Source organism: Klebsiella sp. WP3-W18-ESBL-02, from assembly GCF_014168815.1.
GTDB classification, from domain to species: Bacteria; Pseudomonadota; Gammaproteobacteria; order Enterobacterales; family Enterobacteriaceae; genus Kluyvera; species Kluyvera ascorbata_B.
Map to the genome: position 1 here is coordinate 386,351 of NZ_AP021972.1, position 17,663 is coordinate 404,013.

15 protein-coding genes and 1 pseudogene are annotated in these 17,663 nt (G+C 56.5%); 13 read left to right on the top strand and 3 right to left on the bottom strand.

The window, feature by feature from the left end; genetic code table 11:
- The first annotated feature begins 228 nt into the window (after nucleotides 1–228).
- The 5 genes from ugpB to ugpQ all read left to right on the top strand — a co-directional run bounded on the left by ugpB (nucleotide 229) and on the right by ugpQ (nucleotide 5,185).
- The gene (gene ugpB, locus H7R56_RS01875; protein ID WP_106925090.1) at nucleotides 229–1,545 is read left to right on the top strand and encodes a sn-glycerol-3-phosphate ABC transporter substrate-binding protein UgpB; all 1,317 of its coding nucleotides are present in this window, start codon (nucleotides 229–231) and stop codon (nucleotides 1,543–1,545) included.
- A gap of 100 nt (nucleotides 1,546–1,645) precedes the next feature.
- A complete protein-coding gene (gene ugpA / locus H7R56_RS01880) occupies nucleotides 1,646–2,533 on the top strand; it encodes a sn-glycerol-3-phosphate ABC transporter permease UgpA (RefSeq protein WP_106925091.1) in 888 nt (295 codons plus the stop codon).
- Complete coding sequence (ugpE, locus tag H7R56_RS01885) at nucleotides 2,530–3,375, top strand: sn-glycerol-3-phosphate ABC transporter permease UgpE (protein WP_106925092.1); 846 nt, start codon at nucleotides 2,530–2,532, stop codon at nucleotides 3,373–3,375. Before ugpA ends, ugpE begins: the two co-directional genes overlap by 4 nt.
- Before the next feature lie 2 nt (nucleotides 3,376–3,377).
- Nucleotides 3,378–4,448 (top strand): sn-glycerol-3-phosphate import ATP-binding protein UgpC, encoded by a 1,071-nt coding sequence (locus tag H7R56_RS01890; RefSeq protein WP_106925093.1) that lies wholly within the window; start codon nucleotides 3,378–3,380, stop codon nucleotides 4,446–4,448.
- Nucleotides 4,445–5,185, top strand: coding sequence for a glycerophosphodiester phosphodiesterase (ugpQ, locus tag H7R56_RS01895; protein ID WP_106925094.1), 741 nt, complete (start codon nucleotides 4,445–4,447; stop codon nucleotides 5,183–5,185). Before H7R56_RS01890 ends, ugpQ begins: the two co-directional genes overlap by 4 nt.
- A gap of 2 nt (nucleotides 5,186–5,187) precedes the next feature.
- Here the strand turns inward: ugpQ and H7R56_RS01900 are convergent.
- Nucleotides 5,188–5,499 (bottom strand): annotated as a pseudogene (locus tag H7R56_RS01900) (DUF2756 family protein); the annotation flags it as partial.
- A 122-nt stretch (nucleotides 5,500–5,621) separates the two neighbouring features.
- Between H7R56_RS01900 and ggt the strand changes: the two are divergent.
- Entirely contained in the window at nucleotides 5,622–7,370 is a 1,749-nt protein-coding gene (gene ggt, locus H7R56_RS01905) for a gamma-glutamyltransferase (protein ID WP_106925190.1), read from the top strand.
- 45 nt (nucleotides 7,371–7,415) lie between these two features.
- Here the strand turns inward: ggt and yhhY are convergent, their stop codons facing one another.
- The gene (yhhY, locus tag H7R56_RS01910; protein ID WP_106925095.1) at nucleotides 7,416–7,913 is read right to left on the bottom strand and encodes an N-acetyltransferase; all 498 of its coding nucleotides are present in this window, start codon (nucleotides 7,911–7,913) and stop codon (nucleotides 7,416–7,418) included.
- Between the two features lie 266 nt (nucleotides 7,914–8,179).
- On the opposite strand from yhhY, the gene H7R56_RS01915 reads away from it, so the two are divergent.
- The 5 genes from H7R56_RS01915 (at nucleotide 8,180) to gntU (ending at nucleotide 13,162) form a co-directional block, all read left to right on the top strand.
- Nucleotides 8,180–9,211 (top strand): oxidoreductase, encoded by a 1,032-nt coding sequence (locus tag H7R56_RS01915; RefSeq protein WP_106925096.1) that lies wholly within the window; start codon nucleotides 8,180–8,182, stop codon nucleotides 9,209–9,211.
- Between the two features lie 126 nt (nucleotides 9,212–9,337).
- Nucleotides 9,338–10,033: a pirin family protein gene (locus H7R56_RS01920; protein ID WP_064541402.1), complete on the top strand. Its 696-nt coding sequence runs from the start codon at nucleotides 9,338–9,340 to the stop codon at nucleotides 10,031–10,033.
- A gap of 102 nt (nucleotides 10,034–10,135) precedes the next feature.
- Nucleotides 10,136–11,131 carry a gluconate operon transcriptional repressor GntR gene (gene gntR, locus H7R56_RS01925; RefSeq protein ID WP_106925097.1) on the top strand — a complete coding sequence of 332 codons (996 nt, stop codon included), beginning with the start codon at nucleotides 10,136–10,138 and terminating at the stop codon, nucleotides 11,129–11,131.
- Nucleotides 11,132–11,291: 160 nt separating this feature from the next.
- Nucleotides 11,292–11,825 (top strand): gluconokinase, encoded by a 534-nt coding sequence (gene gntK / locus H7R56_RS01930; RefSeq protein ID WP_106925098.1) that lies wholly within the window; start codon nucleotides 11,292–11,294, stop codon nucleotides 11,823–11,825.
- Nucleotides 11,822–13,162 carry a gluconate transporter gene (gene gntU, locus H7R56_RS01935; protein WP_106925099.1) on the top strand — a complete coding sequence of 447 codons (1,341 nt, stop codon included), beginning with the start codon at nucleotides 11,822–11,824 and terminating at the stop codon, nucleotides 13,160–13,162. The genes gntK and gntU overlap by 4 nt, the downstream gene beginning before the upstream one ends.
- Before the next feature lie 129 nt (nucleotides 13,163–13,291).
- On the opposite strand, the gene H7R56_RS01940 is transcribed toward gntU, so the two are convergent.
- Nucleotides 13,292–13,885, bottom strand: a complete 594-nt coding sequence (locus tag H7R56_RS01940) for a YhgN family NAAT transporter (protein WP_106925100.1) — start codon at nucleotides 13,883–13,885, stop codon at nucleotides 13,292–13,294.
- Between the two features lie 232 nt (nucleotides 13,886–14,117).
- On the opposite strand from H7R56_RS01940, the gene asd reads away from it, so the two are divergent.
- Nucleotides 14,118–15,224 (top strand): aspartate-semialdehyde dehydrogenase, encoded by a 1,107-nt coding sequence (gene asd, locus H7R56_RS01945; protein ID WP_182928500.1) that lies wholly within the window; start codon nucleotides 14,118–14,120, stop codon nucleotides 15,222–15,224.
- 251 nt (nucleotides 15,225–15,475) lie between these two features.
- Nucleotides 15,476–17,662, top strand: coding sequence for a 1,4-alpha-glucan branching enzyme (gene glgB, locus H7R56_RS01950; protein WP_106925102.1), 2,187 nt, complete (start codon nucleotides 15,476–15,478; stop codon nucleotides 17,660–17,662).
- Nucleotide 17,663: the final 1 nt, after the last annotated feature.

Below are 17,663 nucleotides of genomic sequence, written 5' to 3' on the forward strand. Positions count from 1 at the left end.
GATAGTGCTGTGCCAGCGCCGACCCGGGTACTGACACGACACCTATACGTGTCTCAGCTCCCACTTTCCCTTCTCACAACCGTCACCGCCTTGCCATCCCTTTGTCGCGTTACTATCTTTTTTTTGTAATAAAAAAGTTATTTTTCTGTCATTCGAGCATGTCATGTTACCCCCGCGAACATAAAACGCGTGATATCGCGCATCCCGGCACAAAAAGAGAGATAACCGATGATATCGTTACGACATACAGCTTTAGGATTGGCAATGAGTCTGGCATTCGCAGGTCAGGCTATGGCGGTTACCACGATTCCGTTCTGGCACTCAATGGAAGGTGAGCTGGGCAAAGAAGTTGACTCCCTGGCGCAGCGTTTTAACGCCGCCAACCCGGACTACAAAATTACCCCGGTGTACAAAGGCAACTACGAGCAGAGCCTGAGCGCAGGCATCGCCGCCTTCCGTACCGGCAACGCCCCGGCGCTGCTGCAGGTGTATGAAGTGGGCACCGCCACCATGATGGCCTCTAAGGCGATTAAGCCGGTATATCAGGTATTCAGCGATGCCGGTATCAAGTTCGACGAATCTCAGTTTGTGCCGACGGTTTCCGGTTACTACACCGATGCGAAAACCGGGCACCTGCTCTCCCAGCCGTTTAACAGCTCTACCCCGGTGCTGTACTACAACAAAGACGCCTTCAAGAAAGCCGGGTTAGACCCGGAGCAGCCGCCAAAAACCTGGCAGGATCTGGCCGAGTATACCGCGAAGCTAAAAGCGGCGGGTATGAAGTGCGGCTACGCCAGCGGCTGGCAGGGCTGGATCCAGATTGAAAACTTCAGCGCCTGGCACGGTCTGCCGGTCGCGACTAAAAACAACGGCTTCGACGGTACCGATGCGGTACTGGAGTTCAACAAGCCGGAGCAGGTCAAACACATTGCCTTGCTGGAAGCGCTGAATAAGAAGGGCGATTTCAGTTACTTTGGCCGTAAAGACGAATCGACCGAGAAGTTCTACAACGGCGATTGCGCTATCACCACCGCTTCTTCCGGCTCGTTGGCAGACATCCGTCATTACGCCAAATTCAACTACGGCGTGGGCATGATGCCGTACGACGCCGACGTGAAGGGCGCGCCGCAAAACGCCATCATTGGCGGGGCGAGCCTGTGGGTGATGCAGGGTAAAGACAAAGAAACCTACACCGGCGTGGCGAAGTTCCTTGAGTTCCTGGCGAAGCCGGAAAATGCCGCGGAATGGCATCAGAAAACCGGCTATCTGCCGATCACCACCGCGGCGTACGATTTAACGCGTCAGCAGGGCTTCTATGACAAGAATCCTGGCGCCGATATCGCCACGCGTCAGATGCTGAACAAGCCGCCGTTGCCGTTCACCAAAGGCCTGCGTCTGGGCAACATGCCGCAGATTCGCACCATCGTGGATGAAGAGCTGGAAAGCGTGTGGACCGGTAAGAAAACGCCTCAGCAGGCGCTGGACTCTGCGGTAGAGCGCGGGAATCAGCTGCTGCGCCGCTTCGAGCAATCGACCAAGTCTTAATGTGAAATGCCGGGTGGCGGCTTCGCCTTACCCGGCCTACGCGTTGATGTAGGCCGGATAAGCATCGCGCCATCCGGCACTGCTCAGGAATAAAACCTTCATGTCATCATCCCGTCCGGTGTTTAAATCCCGCTGGCTGCCCTACGCATTGGTCGCCCCGCAGCTGATTATCACCGTTATTTTCTTTATCTGGCCCGCCGGTGAAGCGCTGTGGTACTCGCTGCAAAACGTCGACCCGTTTGGCCTCTCCAGCCAGTTTGTCGGCCTGGATAACTTCGTCACGCTGTTCCACGATCCGTACTATCTCGACTCCTTCTGGACGACGATGAAGTTCAGCACCCTGGTCACCGTCAGCGGCCTGCTGGTGTCGCTGTTTTTCGCCGCGCTGGTGGATTACGTGGTGCGCGGCAGCCGTCTCTATCAGACGCTGATGCTGCTGCCTTACGCCGTCGCGCCTGCCGTGGCCGCCGTGCTGTGGATCTTCCTGTTCAACCCCGGTCGTGGCCTGATTACCCATTTCCTCGGCGAGTTCGGCTATGACTGGAACCATGCGCAAAACAGCGGTCAGGCTATGTTCTTGGTGGTTTTCGCCTCGGTGTGGAAGCAAATCAGCTACAACTTCCTGTTCTTCTTCGCCGCGCTGCAATCTATTCCGCGCTCCTTAGTGGAGGCCGCTGCCATCGACGGCGCGGGCCCGATTCGCCGCTTCTTCAAGCTGGCGCTGCCGCTGATTGCGCCGGTGAGTTTCTTCCTGCTGGTGGTGAACCTGGTGTACGCCTTCTTCGACACCTTCCCGGTGATTGATGCGGCTACCGCCGGCGGCCCGGTGCAGGCCACCACCACGCTGATTTACAAGATTTACCGCGAAGGGTTTGCCGGGCTGGACCTCTCAGCCTCTGCCGCCCAGTCGGTGGTGCTGATGTTCCTCGTCATCATCCTGACCGTGGTGCAGTTCCGCTACGTGGAAAGAAAGGTGCGCTACCAATGATTGAGAACCGTCGCGGGCTGACGATATTCAGCCACACCATGCTGATCCTCGGGATTATCGTGATTCTTTTCCCGCTGTACGTGGCGTTTACGGCGGCCACGCTGGATAACCAGGCCGTGTTTGAAACGCCGATGACGCTCATTCCTGGCACGCATCTGCTGGAAAATATGCAGGCGATTTGGGTCAACGGCGTGGGTGCCAACAGCGCGCCGTTCTGGCTGATGATGCTTAACAGCTTCATCATGGCGTTTGCCATTACCGTCGGCAAAATCGCGGTGTCGATGCTCTCCGCCTTCGCCATCGTCTGGTTCCGCTTTCCGCTGCGTAACCTGTTCTTCTGGATGATCTTTATCACGCTGATGTTACCGGTTGAGGTGCGTATTTTCCCGACGGTTGAAGTGATTGCCAACCTGAAGATGCTCGACAGCTACGCGGGGCTGACGCTGCCGCTGATGGCCTCGGCAACCGCAACTTTCCTGTTCCGTCAGTTCTTTATGACCTTGCCGGACGAGTTGATTGAGGCGGCGCGAATCGATGGCGCCTCGCCGATGCGTTTCTTTCGCGACATCGTGCTGCCGCTGTCGAAAACCAATCTGGCGGCGCTGTTCGTGATTACCTTTATTTACGGCTGGAACCAGTATCTCTGGCCACTGCTGATTATTACCGACGTCAATCTCGGCACCGCCGTAGCGGGCATCAAAGGGATGATCGCCACCGGTGAAGGCACCACGCAGTGGAACCAGGTGATGGCGGCGATGCTGCTGACCCTGATTCCCCCCGTCGTTATCGTTTTAGCCATGCAGAGGGCATTTGTGCGTGGTTTAGTGGACAGTGAGAAATAAAAATGGCTGGTTTAAAACTACAGGCAGTAAGCAAAAGCTGGGACGGTAAAACCCAGGTCATTCAACCGCTGACGCTGGACGTGGCGGACGGGGAGTTTATTGTGATGGTTGGCCCGTCGGGCTGCGGGAAATCGACGCTGCTGCGCATGGTGGCGGGGCTTGAGCGCGTCACCAGCGGCGATATCTGGATTGACCGTAAACGCGTCACCGAGATGGAGCCGAAGGATCGCGGCATCGCAATGGTGTTCCAGAACTATGCGCTCTATCCGCACATGAGCGTGGAAGAAAACATGGCCTGGGGGCTGAAAATTCGCGGTCTGGGCAAGGCGCACATTGCTGAGAAGGTCCGGGAAGCGGCGCGCATTCTTGAGCTGGATGGGCTATTGAAACGCCGCCCGCGCGAGCTGTCCGGCGGCCAGCGTCAGCGTGTGGCCATGGGCCGCGCCATCGTGCGCGACCCGGCGGTGTTCCTGTTTGATGAACCGCTTTCCAACCTTGATGCGAAACTGCGCGTGCAGATGCGTCTTGAATTGCAGCAGCTTCACCGCCGCCTGAACACCACCTCGCTGTACGTCACCCACGATCAGGTTGAAGCGATGACCCTCGCCCAGCGCGTCATGGTGATGAACAAAGGTATCGCCGAGCAAATCGGCACGCCGGTGGAAGTGTACGAGAAGCCGGCCAGCCGCTTTGTGGCGAGCTTTATCGGCAGCCCGGCGATGAACCTGCTGGACGGGCGGCTGGACGCGTCCGGCACGCGCTTTGCGCTGGCAAACGGTATGCAGCTGTCGCTGCCGGAGACGCGGCGTGAATATGCCGGACGCGCCATGACGCTGGGTATTCGTCCGGAACATATTGCGTTAAGCTCACAGGCGGAAAACGGCGTGCCGATGGTGGTCGATACGCTGGAAATTTTGGGTGCAGATAACCTGGCGCATGGGCGCTTTGGCGAACAGAAAATGGTGGTGCGTTTACCGCATCAGTTACGCCCGCACGCAGGCACTACGCTGTGGCTGCATCTGCCGGACGATCATCTGCACCTCTTCGAAGGTGAAACAGGAATGCGTGTATGAGCAACTGGCCTTATCCTCACATCGTCGCCCACCGCGGCGGCGGTAAATTAGCCCCGGAAAACACCCTGGCGGCGATCGACGTGGGCGCGCGCTACGGCCACACCATGATTGAGTTTGACGCCAAGCTATCTCAGGACGGTCAGATTTTTTTACTGCATGACGATAACCTTGAGCGCACCAGCAACGGCTGGGGCGTAGCGGGCGATCTCAGTTGGCAGGATCTGCTGCGTGTGGATGCGGGAAGCTGGTTCAGCAGCGCTTTTAAGGGCGAGCCGCTGCCGCTGCTGTCTGAGGTGGCGGAACGCTGCCGTCGGCATGGCATGATGGCTAATATTGAAATTAAACCGACGACCGGCTGTGGGCCGCTGACCGGTAAAACGATCGCGCTGGCCGCCCGTGAGCTGTGGAACGATATGACGCCGCCGCTGCTGTCGTCGTTTGAAATCGATGCGCTTGAGGCCGCGCAGCTCGCGGCCCCCGAGCTGCCGCGCGGTTTGCTGCTGGATGAGTGGCGGGATGACTGGCAGACGCTGACCTCACGCCTGGGCTGCGTCTCCATTCACCTTAATCACCGTGTGCTGGATGAAGCGCGGGTGGACGCGCTGCGCGCTGCCGGGCTGAAGATTCTGGTGTATACGGTAAACAATCCCCAGCGCGCACGGGAGCTGCTGCGCTGGGGCGTAAACTGCATCTGTACCGATGCGATTGACGTGATAGGACCCGACTTCCAGCCTTAATAGGATTTGAGCATGCCGCCGTTGTTATTGGGCAACGGCTGCTGCTGATTGAGCATCCCGGGCTGCGCCTGCTGGACGCGCTGCTGGTTAGCTTTGAGCTGGTTTTGCAGATGCTGCTGCTGTTGCTGCGTCTGCACCTGCCGCTGCTGGTTCAGCATGCCTTTCTGCTGCTGCTGTTGGTTGAGCATGCGTGACTGCATCCGCTGCTGGCTGGGAATTTCGTAGCCCGGCTGGTTTGGGTTGTTGTCAACGTTCAGCGGTGCGGCCAGCGCGGCGAACGGCAAGAACGCCGCGACAATCAGTAATCGTTTCATCATCTTTCCTCCTTGTAGGGGATACTCTAAGTTTACTCCTTTCCCACCGTCACGAGGATTATTTCAGCATTATGAACCAGGCTTAGTGCGGACCATACCTGCATGTCTGGAGAATAATGATGATGATAACGCTGACGTTTTTACGCCGGGTTGCGCTTGCCGCCCTGCTCTCAGGAAGCTGTTTTAGCGCGCTGGCGGCCCCGCCTCCGCCTCCGCCCCCGGTATCTTACGGCGTGGAAGAAGATGTGTTTCATCCCGTACGGGCCCAAAAGGGGATTGTGGCATCCGTCGATGCAGCAGCCACCCGCGTGGGCGTGGATATTCTGCGTCAGGGCGGTAATGCCGTCGATGCGGCGGTGGCGGTGGGCTACGCGCTGGCGGTCACGCACCCGCAGGCCGGTAATCTCGGCGGCGGCGGGTTTATGCTGTTGCGTACCAAAGACGGTAAAACTACGGCGATCGACTTTCGTGAAATGGCCCCGGAGCAGGCTTCTCGCGATATGTTCCTAGATGAGCACGGCAACCCGGACAGTAAAAAATCGCTGACATCGCATTTGGCTTCAGGCACGCCGGGTACCGTTGCGGGCTTTTCACTGGCGCTGGAAAAATACGGCACGATGCCGCTCAATAAAGTGATCCACCCGGCGATGAAGCTGGCGAAAGACGGCTTTATCGTGAACGATGCGCTGGCCGACGATCTCAAGACTTACGGTAGTGAAGTGCTACCGAATCACGCCAATAGCAAAGCTATTTTCTGGAAAAACGGTGAGCCGCTGAAAAAAGGCGACAAGCTGGTGCAGGCTAATCTGGCGCAAAGCCTGGCGTTGATTGCCGAACACGGCCCGGATGCCTTCTACAAAGGGGCGATTGCCGATCAGATTGCCGATGAAATGCACAAAAACGGCGGGCTGATGAGCAAGGCGGATCTGGCTCGTTATAAGGCCATCGAACGCACGCCGATTAGCGGTACCTATCGGGGCTATGAAATCTTCTCTATGCCGCCGCCGTCCTCCGGCGGGATCCATATCGTGCAGATCCTGAATATCCTTGAGAACGTCGACCTGCATCAATACGGCTTCGGCAGCGCCGACGCGATGCAACTGATGGCGGAAGCGGAAAAACGCGCCTATGCCGACCGCTCAGAATATCTTGGTGACCCGGATTTTGTGAAGGTGCCGTGGCAGGCGCTGACCAACAAAGCCTACGCTAAATCGATAGCCGACCAGATTGACATCAACAAAGCCAAACCCTCCAGCCAGATAAAACCCGGCAAGCTGGCGCCATATGAAAGTAACCAGACCACCCATTTCTCAGTAGTGGATAAAGACGGCAACGCGGTGGCGGTAACCTATACCCTCAATACCACCTTCGGTACCGGCATTGTGGCGGGGAACACCGGCATTCTGCTGAATAATGAAATGGATGACTTCTCCGCCAAGCCCGGCGTGCCGAACGTGTATGGTCTGGTGGGCGGTGATGCCAACGCGGTAGAGGCAAGAAAACGCCCGCTGTCGTCGATGTCGCCGACCATCGTGGTGAAAGACGGTAAAACCTGGCTGGTCACCGGTAGCCCGGGTGGGAGCCGCATTATTACTACGGTGCTGCAAATGATCGTGAACAGCATTGATTTTGGGATGAACGTCGCTGAGGCGACCAATGCGCCGCGCTTCCACCACCAGTGGTTGCCGGACGAGCTGCGGGTTGAGAAGGGGTTCAGCCCGGATACGCTTAAACTGCTGGAAACGAAAGGGCAGAAGGTGGCGGTGAAAGAGGCCATGGGCAGCACGCAGAGCATTATGGTCGACCCGGACGGCACGCTGTACGGTGCGTCCGACCCGCGTTCGCCGGATGACTTAACCGCAGGGTTCTAGTTGACCCTAACGTTAACCCTCTCCCCGTAAGGGAGAGGGAGCCGTTCAGTGCGCCGTCTTCAGCCGCGCCATAAAGTAGGCATCGACATACTCACCGTTACGCAGCGCGTAGCGCTTACCGGTGCCTTCAATGTCAAAACCGAACTTACGGTACAGCGCCAGCGCCGCGGGGTTATCGACGAAGACCGTCAGTTCGATGCGCTCGACGCGCAGCCAGTTGTCGCACAGGTTGATCATTTCACGCATCAGCGCGCTGCCCACCCCGCGCCCCTGAAAGTCGGCGGAAATACTGGTGCCGAAGGTGGCGACGTGGCTGCGGCGCGGGTTATCCGCCACATCCAGCACCAGATGGCCGACCACCTGCTCGTCGATGCAGGCCACCAGATGTCGACGGCCTGGACGCGGTTTTAGTCGTTCTTCCCACATTTCCATGGCCGGATGAGGAATTTGTAGCGTGTCATGATAAACCCCCGGATGTGCGGTGATGCGGCGTAAAGGTTCAGCATCTCTGGCTTCGGCGTGGCGTATCACAATATCGCTCATTCATCTTATCCTCTGTGGTTGATAGTCATCTTTACCATCATTGATTTTAAAATGTGCGTCAATGCGCTTTTTTTGCAAAAAAGTGTTGGACAAGTGCGAATGAGAATGATTATTATTGTCCTGCATTCAGGGCGTCCTTGCGGAGTACCTGAAAGCACGACATTGCTCACATTGCTTCCAGTATTACTTTAGCCAGCTTAACGCTGGCTTTTTTTTGCCTGTCGTTGCGCTATGGTGTTCAGTAAACACTTCAAAAGGACTGAACCATGACTCTACACTGTGCCTTCATTGGCTTTGGCAAAAGCACCACTCGCTACCATCTTCCCTACGTTCTGCACCGTAAAGCCGATTGGCACGTGGCGCACATCTATCGCCGTAGCCCAAAGCCGGACGAACAGGCGCCGCAGTATGCGCACATCCACTTTACCAGTGAGCTCGACGACATCCTGAACGATCCGCAGGTGAAGCTGGTGGTGGTGTGTACCCACGCCGACAGCCACTTTGAGTACGCGAAAAAAGCGCTGGAAGCGGGTAAAAATGTTCTGGTTGAAAAACCGTTCACCCCGACGCTGGCCGAAGCTAAAGAACTGTTTGCACTGGCGAAAAGTAAAGGCCTGACGATTTCGCCTTACCAAAATCGCCGCTTTGATTCCTGTTTCCTGACCACGAAAAAAGTCATCGAAAGCGGCAAGCTTGGGCAGATTGTGGAAATTGAGAGCCACTTTGACAACTATCGCCCCGTAGACGCGGGTCAACCGGGGCTGCCGCAGGATGGCGTGTTTTATGGCCTTGGCGTGCATACGCTGGACCAAATCATTGCGCTGTTCGGCCGCCCGCAGCAGGTTTCTTATGACATCCGCCACCTGCGTAACAAAGCTAACCCGGATGATACCTTCGAAGCGCAGCTGTTCTATGGCGACCTGAAAGCCATCGTCAAAAGCAGCCATCTGGTGAAGCTGGCCTACCCGAAATTTATCGTCCACGGTCATAAAGGGTCATTTATCAAATACGGTATCGATCAGCAGGAAACCAGCCTGAAGGCGAATATCATGCCGGGAGAACCGGGTTTTGGCGCTGACAATAGCGTAGGCCTGCTGGAATACGTCGATGATGACGGCAATACCGTACGCGAAGAGGTCATGATTGAAACCGGCGACTACGGGCGCGTATACGATGCGCTGTATGACACCCTCGTCAACGGTCGCGAGAACTTCGTCAGTGAATCTGATGCTCTGACGAATATGGAGATACTCGAACGCGGCTTTGCGCAGCCTTCTCCGGCTACGATAACCCTCTAACATCAGCACCGTTGGCGTCTCTAATCTTATTCATATTTTTTGACTAGAGGCGTCAATTTTCACCCACTATCATCCTGCACGATTTACGTCCAAACTGGTTTCATCGAAAACATGAGGGGGTAACAAATGATTTTCTTACGCAAAGCAAATGAACGTGGTCACGCGAATCATGGTTGGCTGGACTCCTGGCATACCTTCTCTTTTGCCGACTACTACGATCCAAATTACATGGGCTTCTCCGCGCTGCGCGTCATTAACGATGACGTGATTGACGCCGGTCAGGGCTTCGGGACCCACCCGCATAAAGACATGGAAATTCTGACCTACGTGCTGGAAGGCGCGGTAGAGCATCAGGACAGCATGGGCAACAAAGAACAGGTGCCGGCGGGTGAGTTCCAGATTATGAGTGCGGGCACCGGCGTGCGTCACTCCGAGTACAACCCGAGCGCCACCGATAAGCTGCACCTGTACCAGATCTGGATTATTCCAGAAAAAACCGGCATCACGCCGCGCTATGAACAGCGCCGCTTCGACGCTGCGCAGGGTAAACAACTGGTGCTGTCGCCGGACGCCCGTGAAGGCTCGCTGAAGGTTTATCAGGATATGGAGCTGTACCGCTGGGCGCTGGCAAAGGGTGAACAGTCGGTTCATCAGATTGCCGCCGACCGCCGCGTATGGATTCAGGTCGTGAAAGGCGAAGTGAGCATTAATGGCACCAAAGCCACCACCAGCGATGGTCTGGCTATTTGGGATGAACAGGCCATTTCGGTCCATGCCGATAGCGAAAGCGAAATTTTGCTCTTCGATCTGCCGCCAGTTTGATCAGGCTTAAATAATTAGCGCAACCTCCCCAATCTAGCGGGGAGGTTGCGTCATCTCCGTGGTAAACTTCAAAAATACTTCACATTTGTTTGCCTTTGGACGATGAAAAAGAAAAGACCCGTACTGCAGGATGTTGCCGACCGCGTGGGCGTCACCAAAATGACGGTTAGCCGTTTTTTACGTAATCCGGAGCAAGTGTCTGAAGCGTTACGCGGCAAAATTGCAGCGGCGCTGGACGATCTGGGCTACATCCCCAACCGGGCCCCCGATATTCTCTCCAATGCGACCAGTCGCGCCATCGGCGTGCTATTACCCTCATTAACAAACCAGGTTTTCGCTGAAGTGCTGCGCGGCGTGGAAAGCGTTACCGACGCCCACGGCTACCAGACGATGCTGGCTCACTACGGCTATAAGCCGGAGATGGAGCAGGAGCGTCTGGAATCCATGCTCTCCTGGAACATCGACGGTCTGATTCTCACCGAACGCACCCACACGCCCCGCACGCTCAAGATGATTGAGGTGGCCGGTATTCCGGTCGTCGAGCTGATGGACAGCCAGTCGCCATGCCTCGATATTGCCGTTGGTTTTGATAACTTTGAAGCCGCACGGCAGATGACGGCGGCGATTATCGCCCGCGGCCATCGGCACATCGCCTATTTAGGCGCGCGTCTTGATGAACGTACTATCATCAAACAAAAGGGCTACGAGCAGGCCATGCTTGACGCTGGCCTCACGCCGTACAGCGTGATGGTTGAGCAGTCGTCGTCGTACACCTCGGGCATTGAGCTGATGCGCCAGGCGCGACGTGAATTCTCGCAGCTTGACGGTATTTTCTGCACCAACGATGACCTGGCCGTCGGCGCCGCATTTGAATGCCAGCGTCTGGGGCTGAAGATCCCGGATGACATCGCGATTGCCGGTTTCCACGGTCACGATATCGGCCAGGTGATGGAGCCGCGCCTCGCCAGCGTACTGACGCCGCGTGAGCGTATGGGGCGTATCGGGGCAGAGCGCCTGTTAGCGCGCATTCGTGGTGAAGCAGTTACGCCAAAAATGTTAGATTTAGGTTTCACTTTGTCACCGGGCGGTTCTATTTAGCCCTAACAAATTTGAACTAGATCACACATATTCACTCAGAATTCACTTCCGGCACGAATGGTTATTGCTTATCCAGTTGCCCGGCGGGACAATGTTACCGATAACAGTTACCCGTAACAATTACCCGAATCACATTGCTAGTGCCCAACAGGAGGACGCCTTGAGCACGACTAACCACGATCACCACGTCTATGTACTGATGGGCGTATCCGGCAGCGGCAAATCCGCCGTTGCGAGCGAAGTCGCGCATCGCCTGAACGCCGCATTTCTGGACGGCGATTTCCTGCACCCGCGCAGCAATATCGTCAAAATGTCCTCCGGCGAGCCGCTGAACGACGACGACCGCAAACCGTGGCTGCAGGCGCTGAACGATGCTGCCTTCGCCATGCAGCGTACCAACAAGGTTTCGCTGATTGTCTGCTCCGCGCTGAAAAAAGCGTACCGCGATATTTTGCGTGAAGGTAACCCGAACCTCTCCTTCGTTTACCTGAAAGGGGATTTCGACCTGATCGAGAGCCGCCTGAAGGCGCGTAAAGGCCACTTCTTCAAAACGCAGATGCTGGTGACGCAGTTTGAAACGCTGCAGGAACCGAGCGCTGACGAACGCGATGTGCTGGTGGTTGATATCGATCAGCCGCTGGACGGCGTTATCGACAGCACGATTGAAGTGATTAACAAAGGCCGCAAAGCGTGACAACTTTATCGTTAGTGTTAACCGCAGTGGGCTCCGTTTTGCTGCTGCTGTTTTTAGTCATGAAGGCGCGTATGCACGCCTTCCTGGCTTTGATGGTGGTTTCCATTGGTGCCGGGCTTTTCTCCGGTATGCCGCTGATTAAAATCGCGCAAACCATGGAGAAAGGGATGGGCGGTACGCTGGGCTTCCTGGCTATCGTTGTTGCGCTGGGGGCGATGTTCGGCAAAGTGCTGCACGAAACCGGCGCGGTCGATCAGATTGCCGTCAAAATGCTGAAATCGTTCGGCAACAGCCGTGCGCATTATGCGATCGGTATTGCTGGCCTTATCTGCGCACTGCCGCTGTTCTTTGAAGTGGCCATCGTGCTGCTGATCAGCGTCGCCTTCTCAATGGCGCGCCACACCGGGACCAACCTGGTGAGACTGGTGATCCCGCTGTTTGCGGGCGTTGCCGCCGCTGCGGCGTTCCTGCTGCCGGGGCCTGCGCCGATGCTGCTGGCATCTCAGATGCATGCCGACTTTGGCTGGATGATTCTGATTGGCCTGTGCGCAGCCATTCCTGGGATGATTATCGCCGGGCCGCTGTGGGGCAACTTTATCAGCCGCTACGTCGAGCTGAATATTCCTGATGACATCACCGAGCCGCATCTTGGCGAAGGCAAAATGCCGTCCTTCGGCTTTAGCCTGGCGCTGATTCTGCTGCCGCTGGTTCTGGTGGGGCTGAAAACCGTCGCCGCGCGCTTTGTGCCGGTGGAGTCAGAAACCTATCAGTGGTTTGAATTTATTGGTCACCCTTTCACCGCGATTCTGATTGCCTGCCTGGTGGCGATTTATGGCCTGGCGTTCCGTCAGGGCATGGCGAAAGATAAAGTGATGGCGATTTGTGGCGCAGCGCTGCAGCCGGCGGGGATTATTCTGCTGGTGATCGGTGCGGGCGGCGTGTTCAAACAGGTGCTGGTGGATTCTGGCGTCGGTCCGGCGCTGGGCGAAGCCCTCACCGGTATGGGCCTGCCGATTGCGCTGACCTGCTTCATTCTGGCCGCTGCGGTACGTATTATTCAGGGTTCGGCAACGGTCGCCTGTCTGACGGCTGTGGGTCTGGTGATGCCGGTTATTGAACAGCTGAACTACAATGGCGCGCAGCTGGCTGCACTGTCTATCTGTATCGGCGGCGGTTCTATCGTGGTGAGCCACGTCAATGATGCGGGCTTCTGGCTGTTTGGTAAATTTACCGGCGCGACCGAAGCCCAGACGCTGAAAACCTGGACCATGATGGAAACCATCCTCGGTACGGTTGGGGCGATTATCGGTATGATCGCGTTTACGTTATTAAGTTAATGCCCCACTTGTCGGCCTGATAAGCGCAGCGCCATCAGGCAGCTCAGCGCACATTGCCGGATGGCGGCGTAAACGCCTTATCCGGCCTACAGAGGGCATTTGGCCGGGCACTTGCCCGGCCAAATTGTTTTATCCCTTCATCCACATCCGAATGCCGTCCAGGAACATCTGGGTCGCCATCATCACCAGAATCAGCCCCATCAGGCGCTCAAGCGCGTTCACGCCTTTTTCCCCCAGCAGACGCAGGAACAGCGACGACTGCAGCAAAATCACCACCGTACCGCCCCAGGCAATCAGCAGCGCAATGACCAGGTGTGACAGGTTATTCGGATACTGATGCGACAACAGCATCAGCGTGGCCAGCAGCGTCGGCCCGGCAACCAGCGGAATCGCGAGCGGCACGATAAACGGCTCTTCGCCCGCCGGCAGCCCTGAGCTACTGCCGGTCGCGCTGGGGAAAATCATCTTAATGGCAATCAGGAATAAAATGATGCCGCCGGAGATGGAAACCGTTTCGGCGCGCAGGTTTAAAAAGGCCAGAATCTTCTCGCCCGCGAAGAGAAAAATCAGCATGAGTAGAAGTGCGATTAAAAGCTCACGAATCATGATCGCCTTGCGGCGCTTGGGTTCGGTGTGCTTTAGCACCGACATGAAAATGGGTAAATTTCCCAATGGATCCATAATCAAGATCAATAAAACGGCGGCGGAAAAGATTTCACTCATGACTCAAATTCCCTGATAATTGTTGTGGAATTTCTGCTCTACACATCCTCTTTGTTGCGGAGTTCAACGCGGAGAGATGTGGCCCCCAGGGTAGGGGGAATAAGTTGCATTTCTGATTGCTTTGCAATCATTGATTAATTTCACTTGCGACTTTAGCTGCTTTTTGTAATGTGAAGGGATGCCCAGTGGAACTGGTACGCATTAACAGCACATATTCGCAGGAAAACACGTTATGAAAAATGTTGGTTTTATCGGCTGGCGCGGGATGGTCGGCTCTGTACTCATGCAACGCATGGTTGAAGAGCGCGACTTTGACGCCATTCGCCCGGTCTTCTTCTCCACCTCTCAGTTAGGTCAAGCTGCGCCGTCGTTCGGCGGTACCACCGGTGGTAAGCTTCAGGACGCCTACGATCTTGAAGCGCTGAAGGCGCTCGACATTATTGTCACCTGCCAGGGCGGCGATTATACCAACGAAATCTATCCGAAGCTGCGTGAAAGCGGCTGGCAGGGCTACTGGATTGACGCGGCTTCTTCGCTGCGCATGAAAGATGACGCCATCATTATTCTCGACCCGGTGAACCAGCAGGTCATCACCGACGGTCTGAACAACGGTATTAAAACCTTCGTCGGCGGCAACTGCACCGTCAGCCTGATGCTGATGTCATTAGGCGGCCTGTTTGCCAACGATCTGGTTGAGTGGGCCTCCGTGGCGACTTACCAGGCAGCGTCAGGCGGCGGCGCGCGCCATATGCGCGAACTGCTGACCCAGATGGGCCAACTGCACCACCATGTTGCCAGCGAGCTGGCCGATCCGGCCTCCGCAATCCTCGAGATCGAATGCAAAGTCACCACCCTGACCCGCAGCGGCGATCTGGCGGTTGATAACTTCGGCGTACCGCTTGCAGGCAGCCTGATCCCGTGGATCGACAAACAGCTCGACAACGGTCAGAGCCGTGAAGAGTGGAAAGGCCAGGCCGAGACCAACAAAATTCTGGCAACCTCTTCCGTCATCCCGGTTGATGGCCTCTGCGTGCGCGTCGGCGCGCTACGCTGCCACAGCCAGGCATTCACTCTGAAATTGAAAAAAGATATTTCCATTAGTTCCGTAGAGGAATTACTGGCGGCGCATAACCCGTGGGCGAAAGTCGTGCCGAACGATCGTGAAATTACGATGCGCGAACTCACCCCGGCCGCCGTTACCGGTACGTTGACCACACCGGTTGGGCGTCTGCGCAAACTGAATATGGGGCCGGAATATTTGTCAGCGTTTACCGTTGGCGACCAGCTCCTGTGGGGCGCGGCAGAGCCGCTGCGCCGTATGCTGCGCCAGCTGGCGTAAACATTTGGTTATTGATGAGGGGTGGCAAACCACCCCTTTTTTTTGCGTAATACAAGGAGTAAACGCAGTGATGTCTATTTTTCTCTCAGGAGTCAGGTAAAGCGTTGACTATGCTTTAATCAAGGTCTGTCACCTTGACTGAAGGTTGGACGGGGCTGAAAGAGGCACACAACTTCGTGCCGTGCCGTTCAGGTCACATATGTCGCCATGAAAATTGGATTAAGGCGAGACAAAACAAAGGATGATGAAGCATGTCCGATCGTGTTGATAGAGACGTGATTAATGCGCTGATTGCAGGCCATTTTGCAGACCCTTTTTCCGTTCTGGGAATGCACAAAACGGAAGCTGGATTGGAAGTTCGGGCGCTGTTGCCCGACGCGACTGATGTTTGGGTGATTGAACCGAAAACCGGCCGTAAAGTCGGCAAGCTGGAGTGCGTGGATTCACGTGGCTTCTTTAGCGGCATTCTGCCGCGCCGTAAAAATGCGTTTCGCTATCAGTTGGCCGTCGTCTGGCATGGCCAACAGAACCTTATTGACGATCCCTATAGCTTTGGCCCGTTGCTCCAGGAGATGGACGCATGGCTGCTGTCCGAAGGAACCCATTTGCGCCCGTATGAAAAGCTGGGTGCGCATGCGGATACTATGGACGGCGTCACCGGGACACGCTTTGCCGTTTGGGCGCCTAACGCTCAGCGCGTTTCCGTGGTGGGGCAGTTTAACCACTGGGACGGCCGTCGTCACCCGATGCGACTGCGCCGGGAAACGGGCATTTGGGAGCTGTTTATCCCCGGCGCGCATAACGGCCAGCTGTATAAATTCGAGATGATCGACGCTCGCGGCGCGCTGCGCATCAAGGCCGATCCGTACGCCTTCGAAGCGCAAATGCGTCCGGAAACGGCTTCGCTGATTTGCGGGCTGCCGCCAAAGGTGGAGCAGAGCGAAGCGCGGAAAAAAGCGAACCAGTTCGACGCGGCGATCTCTATCTACGAAGTGCACCTGGGCTCCTGGCGTCGTCATACCGATAACAACTACTGGCTCAGCTACCGCGAACTGGCCGAGCAGCTGGTGCCCTACGCGAAATGGATGGGGTTCACCCACCTGGAGCTGCTGCCGATTAATGAACACCCTTTCGACGGTAGCTGGGGCTATCAGCCGACCGGACTGTACGCGCCGACTCGCCGTTTCGGCACCCGCGAAGACTTCCGTTACTTTATCAACGCCGCGCACGCCGCCGGTCTGAACGTGATTCTTGACTGGGTGCCGGGCCACTTCCCGTCCGATGATTTTGCCTTAGCCGAGTTCGACGGCACCAACCTGTACGAGCACAGCGACCCGCGTGAAGGCTACCATCAGGACTGGAATACCCTGATCTACAACTACGGCCGCCGCGAGGTCAGCAATTTCCTGACCGGCAACGCGCTGTACTGGGTTGAACGTTTTGGTATTGATGCGCTTCGCGTCGACGCCGTGGCGTCCATGATTTATCGCGACTACAGTCGTAAAGAGGGTGAGTGGATCCCTAACGAGTTTGGCGGCCGTGAAAATCTTGAAGCGATTGAGTTTCTGCGCAGCACCAACCGCGTGCTGGGTGAGCAGGTGCCGGGCGCCGTCAGCATGGCGGAGGAGTCAACCGACTTTGCCGGGGTTTCGCGTCCGTCTGATATGGGCGGCCTGGGCTTCTGGTTTAAGTGGAACCTCGGCTGGATGCACGACACCCTCGACTACATGAAGCTCGACCCGGTGCACCGTCAGTATCACCACGACAAAATGACCTTCGGCATGCTGTACAACTACACGGAAAACTTCGTGTTGCCGCTGTCGCATGACGAAGTGGTCCACGGGAAAAAATCGATTCTTGACCGTATGCCAGGCGACGCGTGGCAGAAGTTTGCCAACCTGCGCGCTTATTACGGCTGGATGTTCGCCTTCCCGGGTAAAAAGCTGCTGTTTATGGGCGATGAGTTCGCTCAAGGGCGGGAATGGAACTTTGACGGCAGCCTCGACTGGCATCTGCTGGAAGGCGAGGATAACTGGCACAACGGGGTGCAGCGTCTGGTACGCGACCTCAACCATACCTATCGCCACCACAAAGCGATGCACGAGCTGGACTTCGACCCCTACGGCTTTGAATGGCTGGTGGTGGACGATCATGCCCGCTCGGTGTTCGTCTTCGTGCGCCGTGATAAAGCCGGCAACGAAGTGATTGTCGCCAGCAACTTTACGCCGGTGCCGCGTCACGATTACCGCTTCGGCATCAACCAGCCCGGCCGCTGGCGCGAAGTGCTGAACACCGACTCGGCCCATTACCATGGCAGCAACGCCGGTAACGGCGGCGTGGTCCATAGCGATGAGATTGCCAGCCACGGCCGCGCGCAGTCGCTGAGTCTGACACTGCCGCCGCTGTCGACGATTTGGCTGGTTCGGGAAGGAGATTAAG

What these genes read in the sequence shown, in the direction of transcription:
- H7R56_RS01920 (WP_064541402.1), top strand. Translation starts at nt 9,338, where the DNA reads ATGATTTTCTTACGCAAAGCAAATGAACGTGGTCACGCGAATCATGGT.
- H7R56_RS01940 (WP_106925100.1), bottom strand. Translation starts at nt 13,885, where the DNA reads ATGAGTGAAATCTTTTCCGCCGCCGTTTTATTGATCTTGATTATGGAT.
- ugpQ (WP_106925094.1), top strand. Translation starts at nt 4,445, where the DNA reads ATGAGCAACTGGCCTTATCCTCACATCGTCGCCCACCGCGGCGGCGGT.
- ugpE (WP_106925092.1), top strand. Translation starts at nt 2,530, where the DNA reads ATGATTGAGAACCGTCGCGGGCTGACGATATTCAGCCACACCATGCTG.
- yhhY (WP_106925095.1), bottom strand. Translation starts at nt 7,913, where the DNA reads ATGAGCGATATTGTGATACGCCACGCCGAAGCCAGAGATGCTGAACCT.
- asd (WP_182928500.1), top strand. Translation starts at nt 14,118, where the DNA reads ATGAAAAATGTTGGTTTTATCGGCTGGCGCGGGATGGTCGGCTCTGTA.
- ugpA (WP_106925091.1), top strand. Translation starts at nt 1,646, where the DNA reads ATGTCATCATCCCGTCCGGTGTTTAAATCCCGCTGGCTGCCCTACGCA.
- H7R56_RS01890 (WP_106925093.1), top strand. Translation starts at nt 3,378, where the DNA reads ATGGCTGGTTTAAAACTACAGGCAGTAAGCAAAAGCTGGGACGGTAAA.
- ugpB (WP_106925090.1), top strand. Translation starts at nt 229, where the DNA reads ATGATATCGTTACGACATACAGCTTTAGGATTGGCAATGAGTCTGGCA.
- H7R56_RS01915 (WP_106925096.1), top strand. Translation starts at nt 8,180, where the DNA reads ATGACTCTACACTGTGCCTTCATTGGCTTTGGCAAAAGCACCACTCGC.
- ggt (WP_106925190.1), top strand. Translation starts at nt 5,622, where the DNA reads ATGATAACGCTGACGTTTTTACGCCGGGTTGCGCTTGCCGCCCTGCTC.
- gntR (WP_106925097.1), top strand. Translation starts at nt 10,136, where the DNA reads ATGAAAAAGAAAAGACCCGTACTGCAGGATGTTGCCGACCGCGTGGGC.
- glgB (WP_106925102.1), top strand. Translation starts at nt 15,476, where the DNA reads ATGTCCGATCGTGTTGATAGAGACGTGATTAATGCGCTGATTGCAGGC.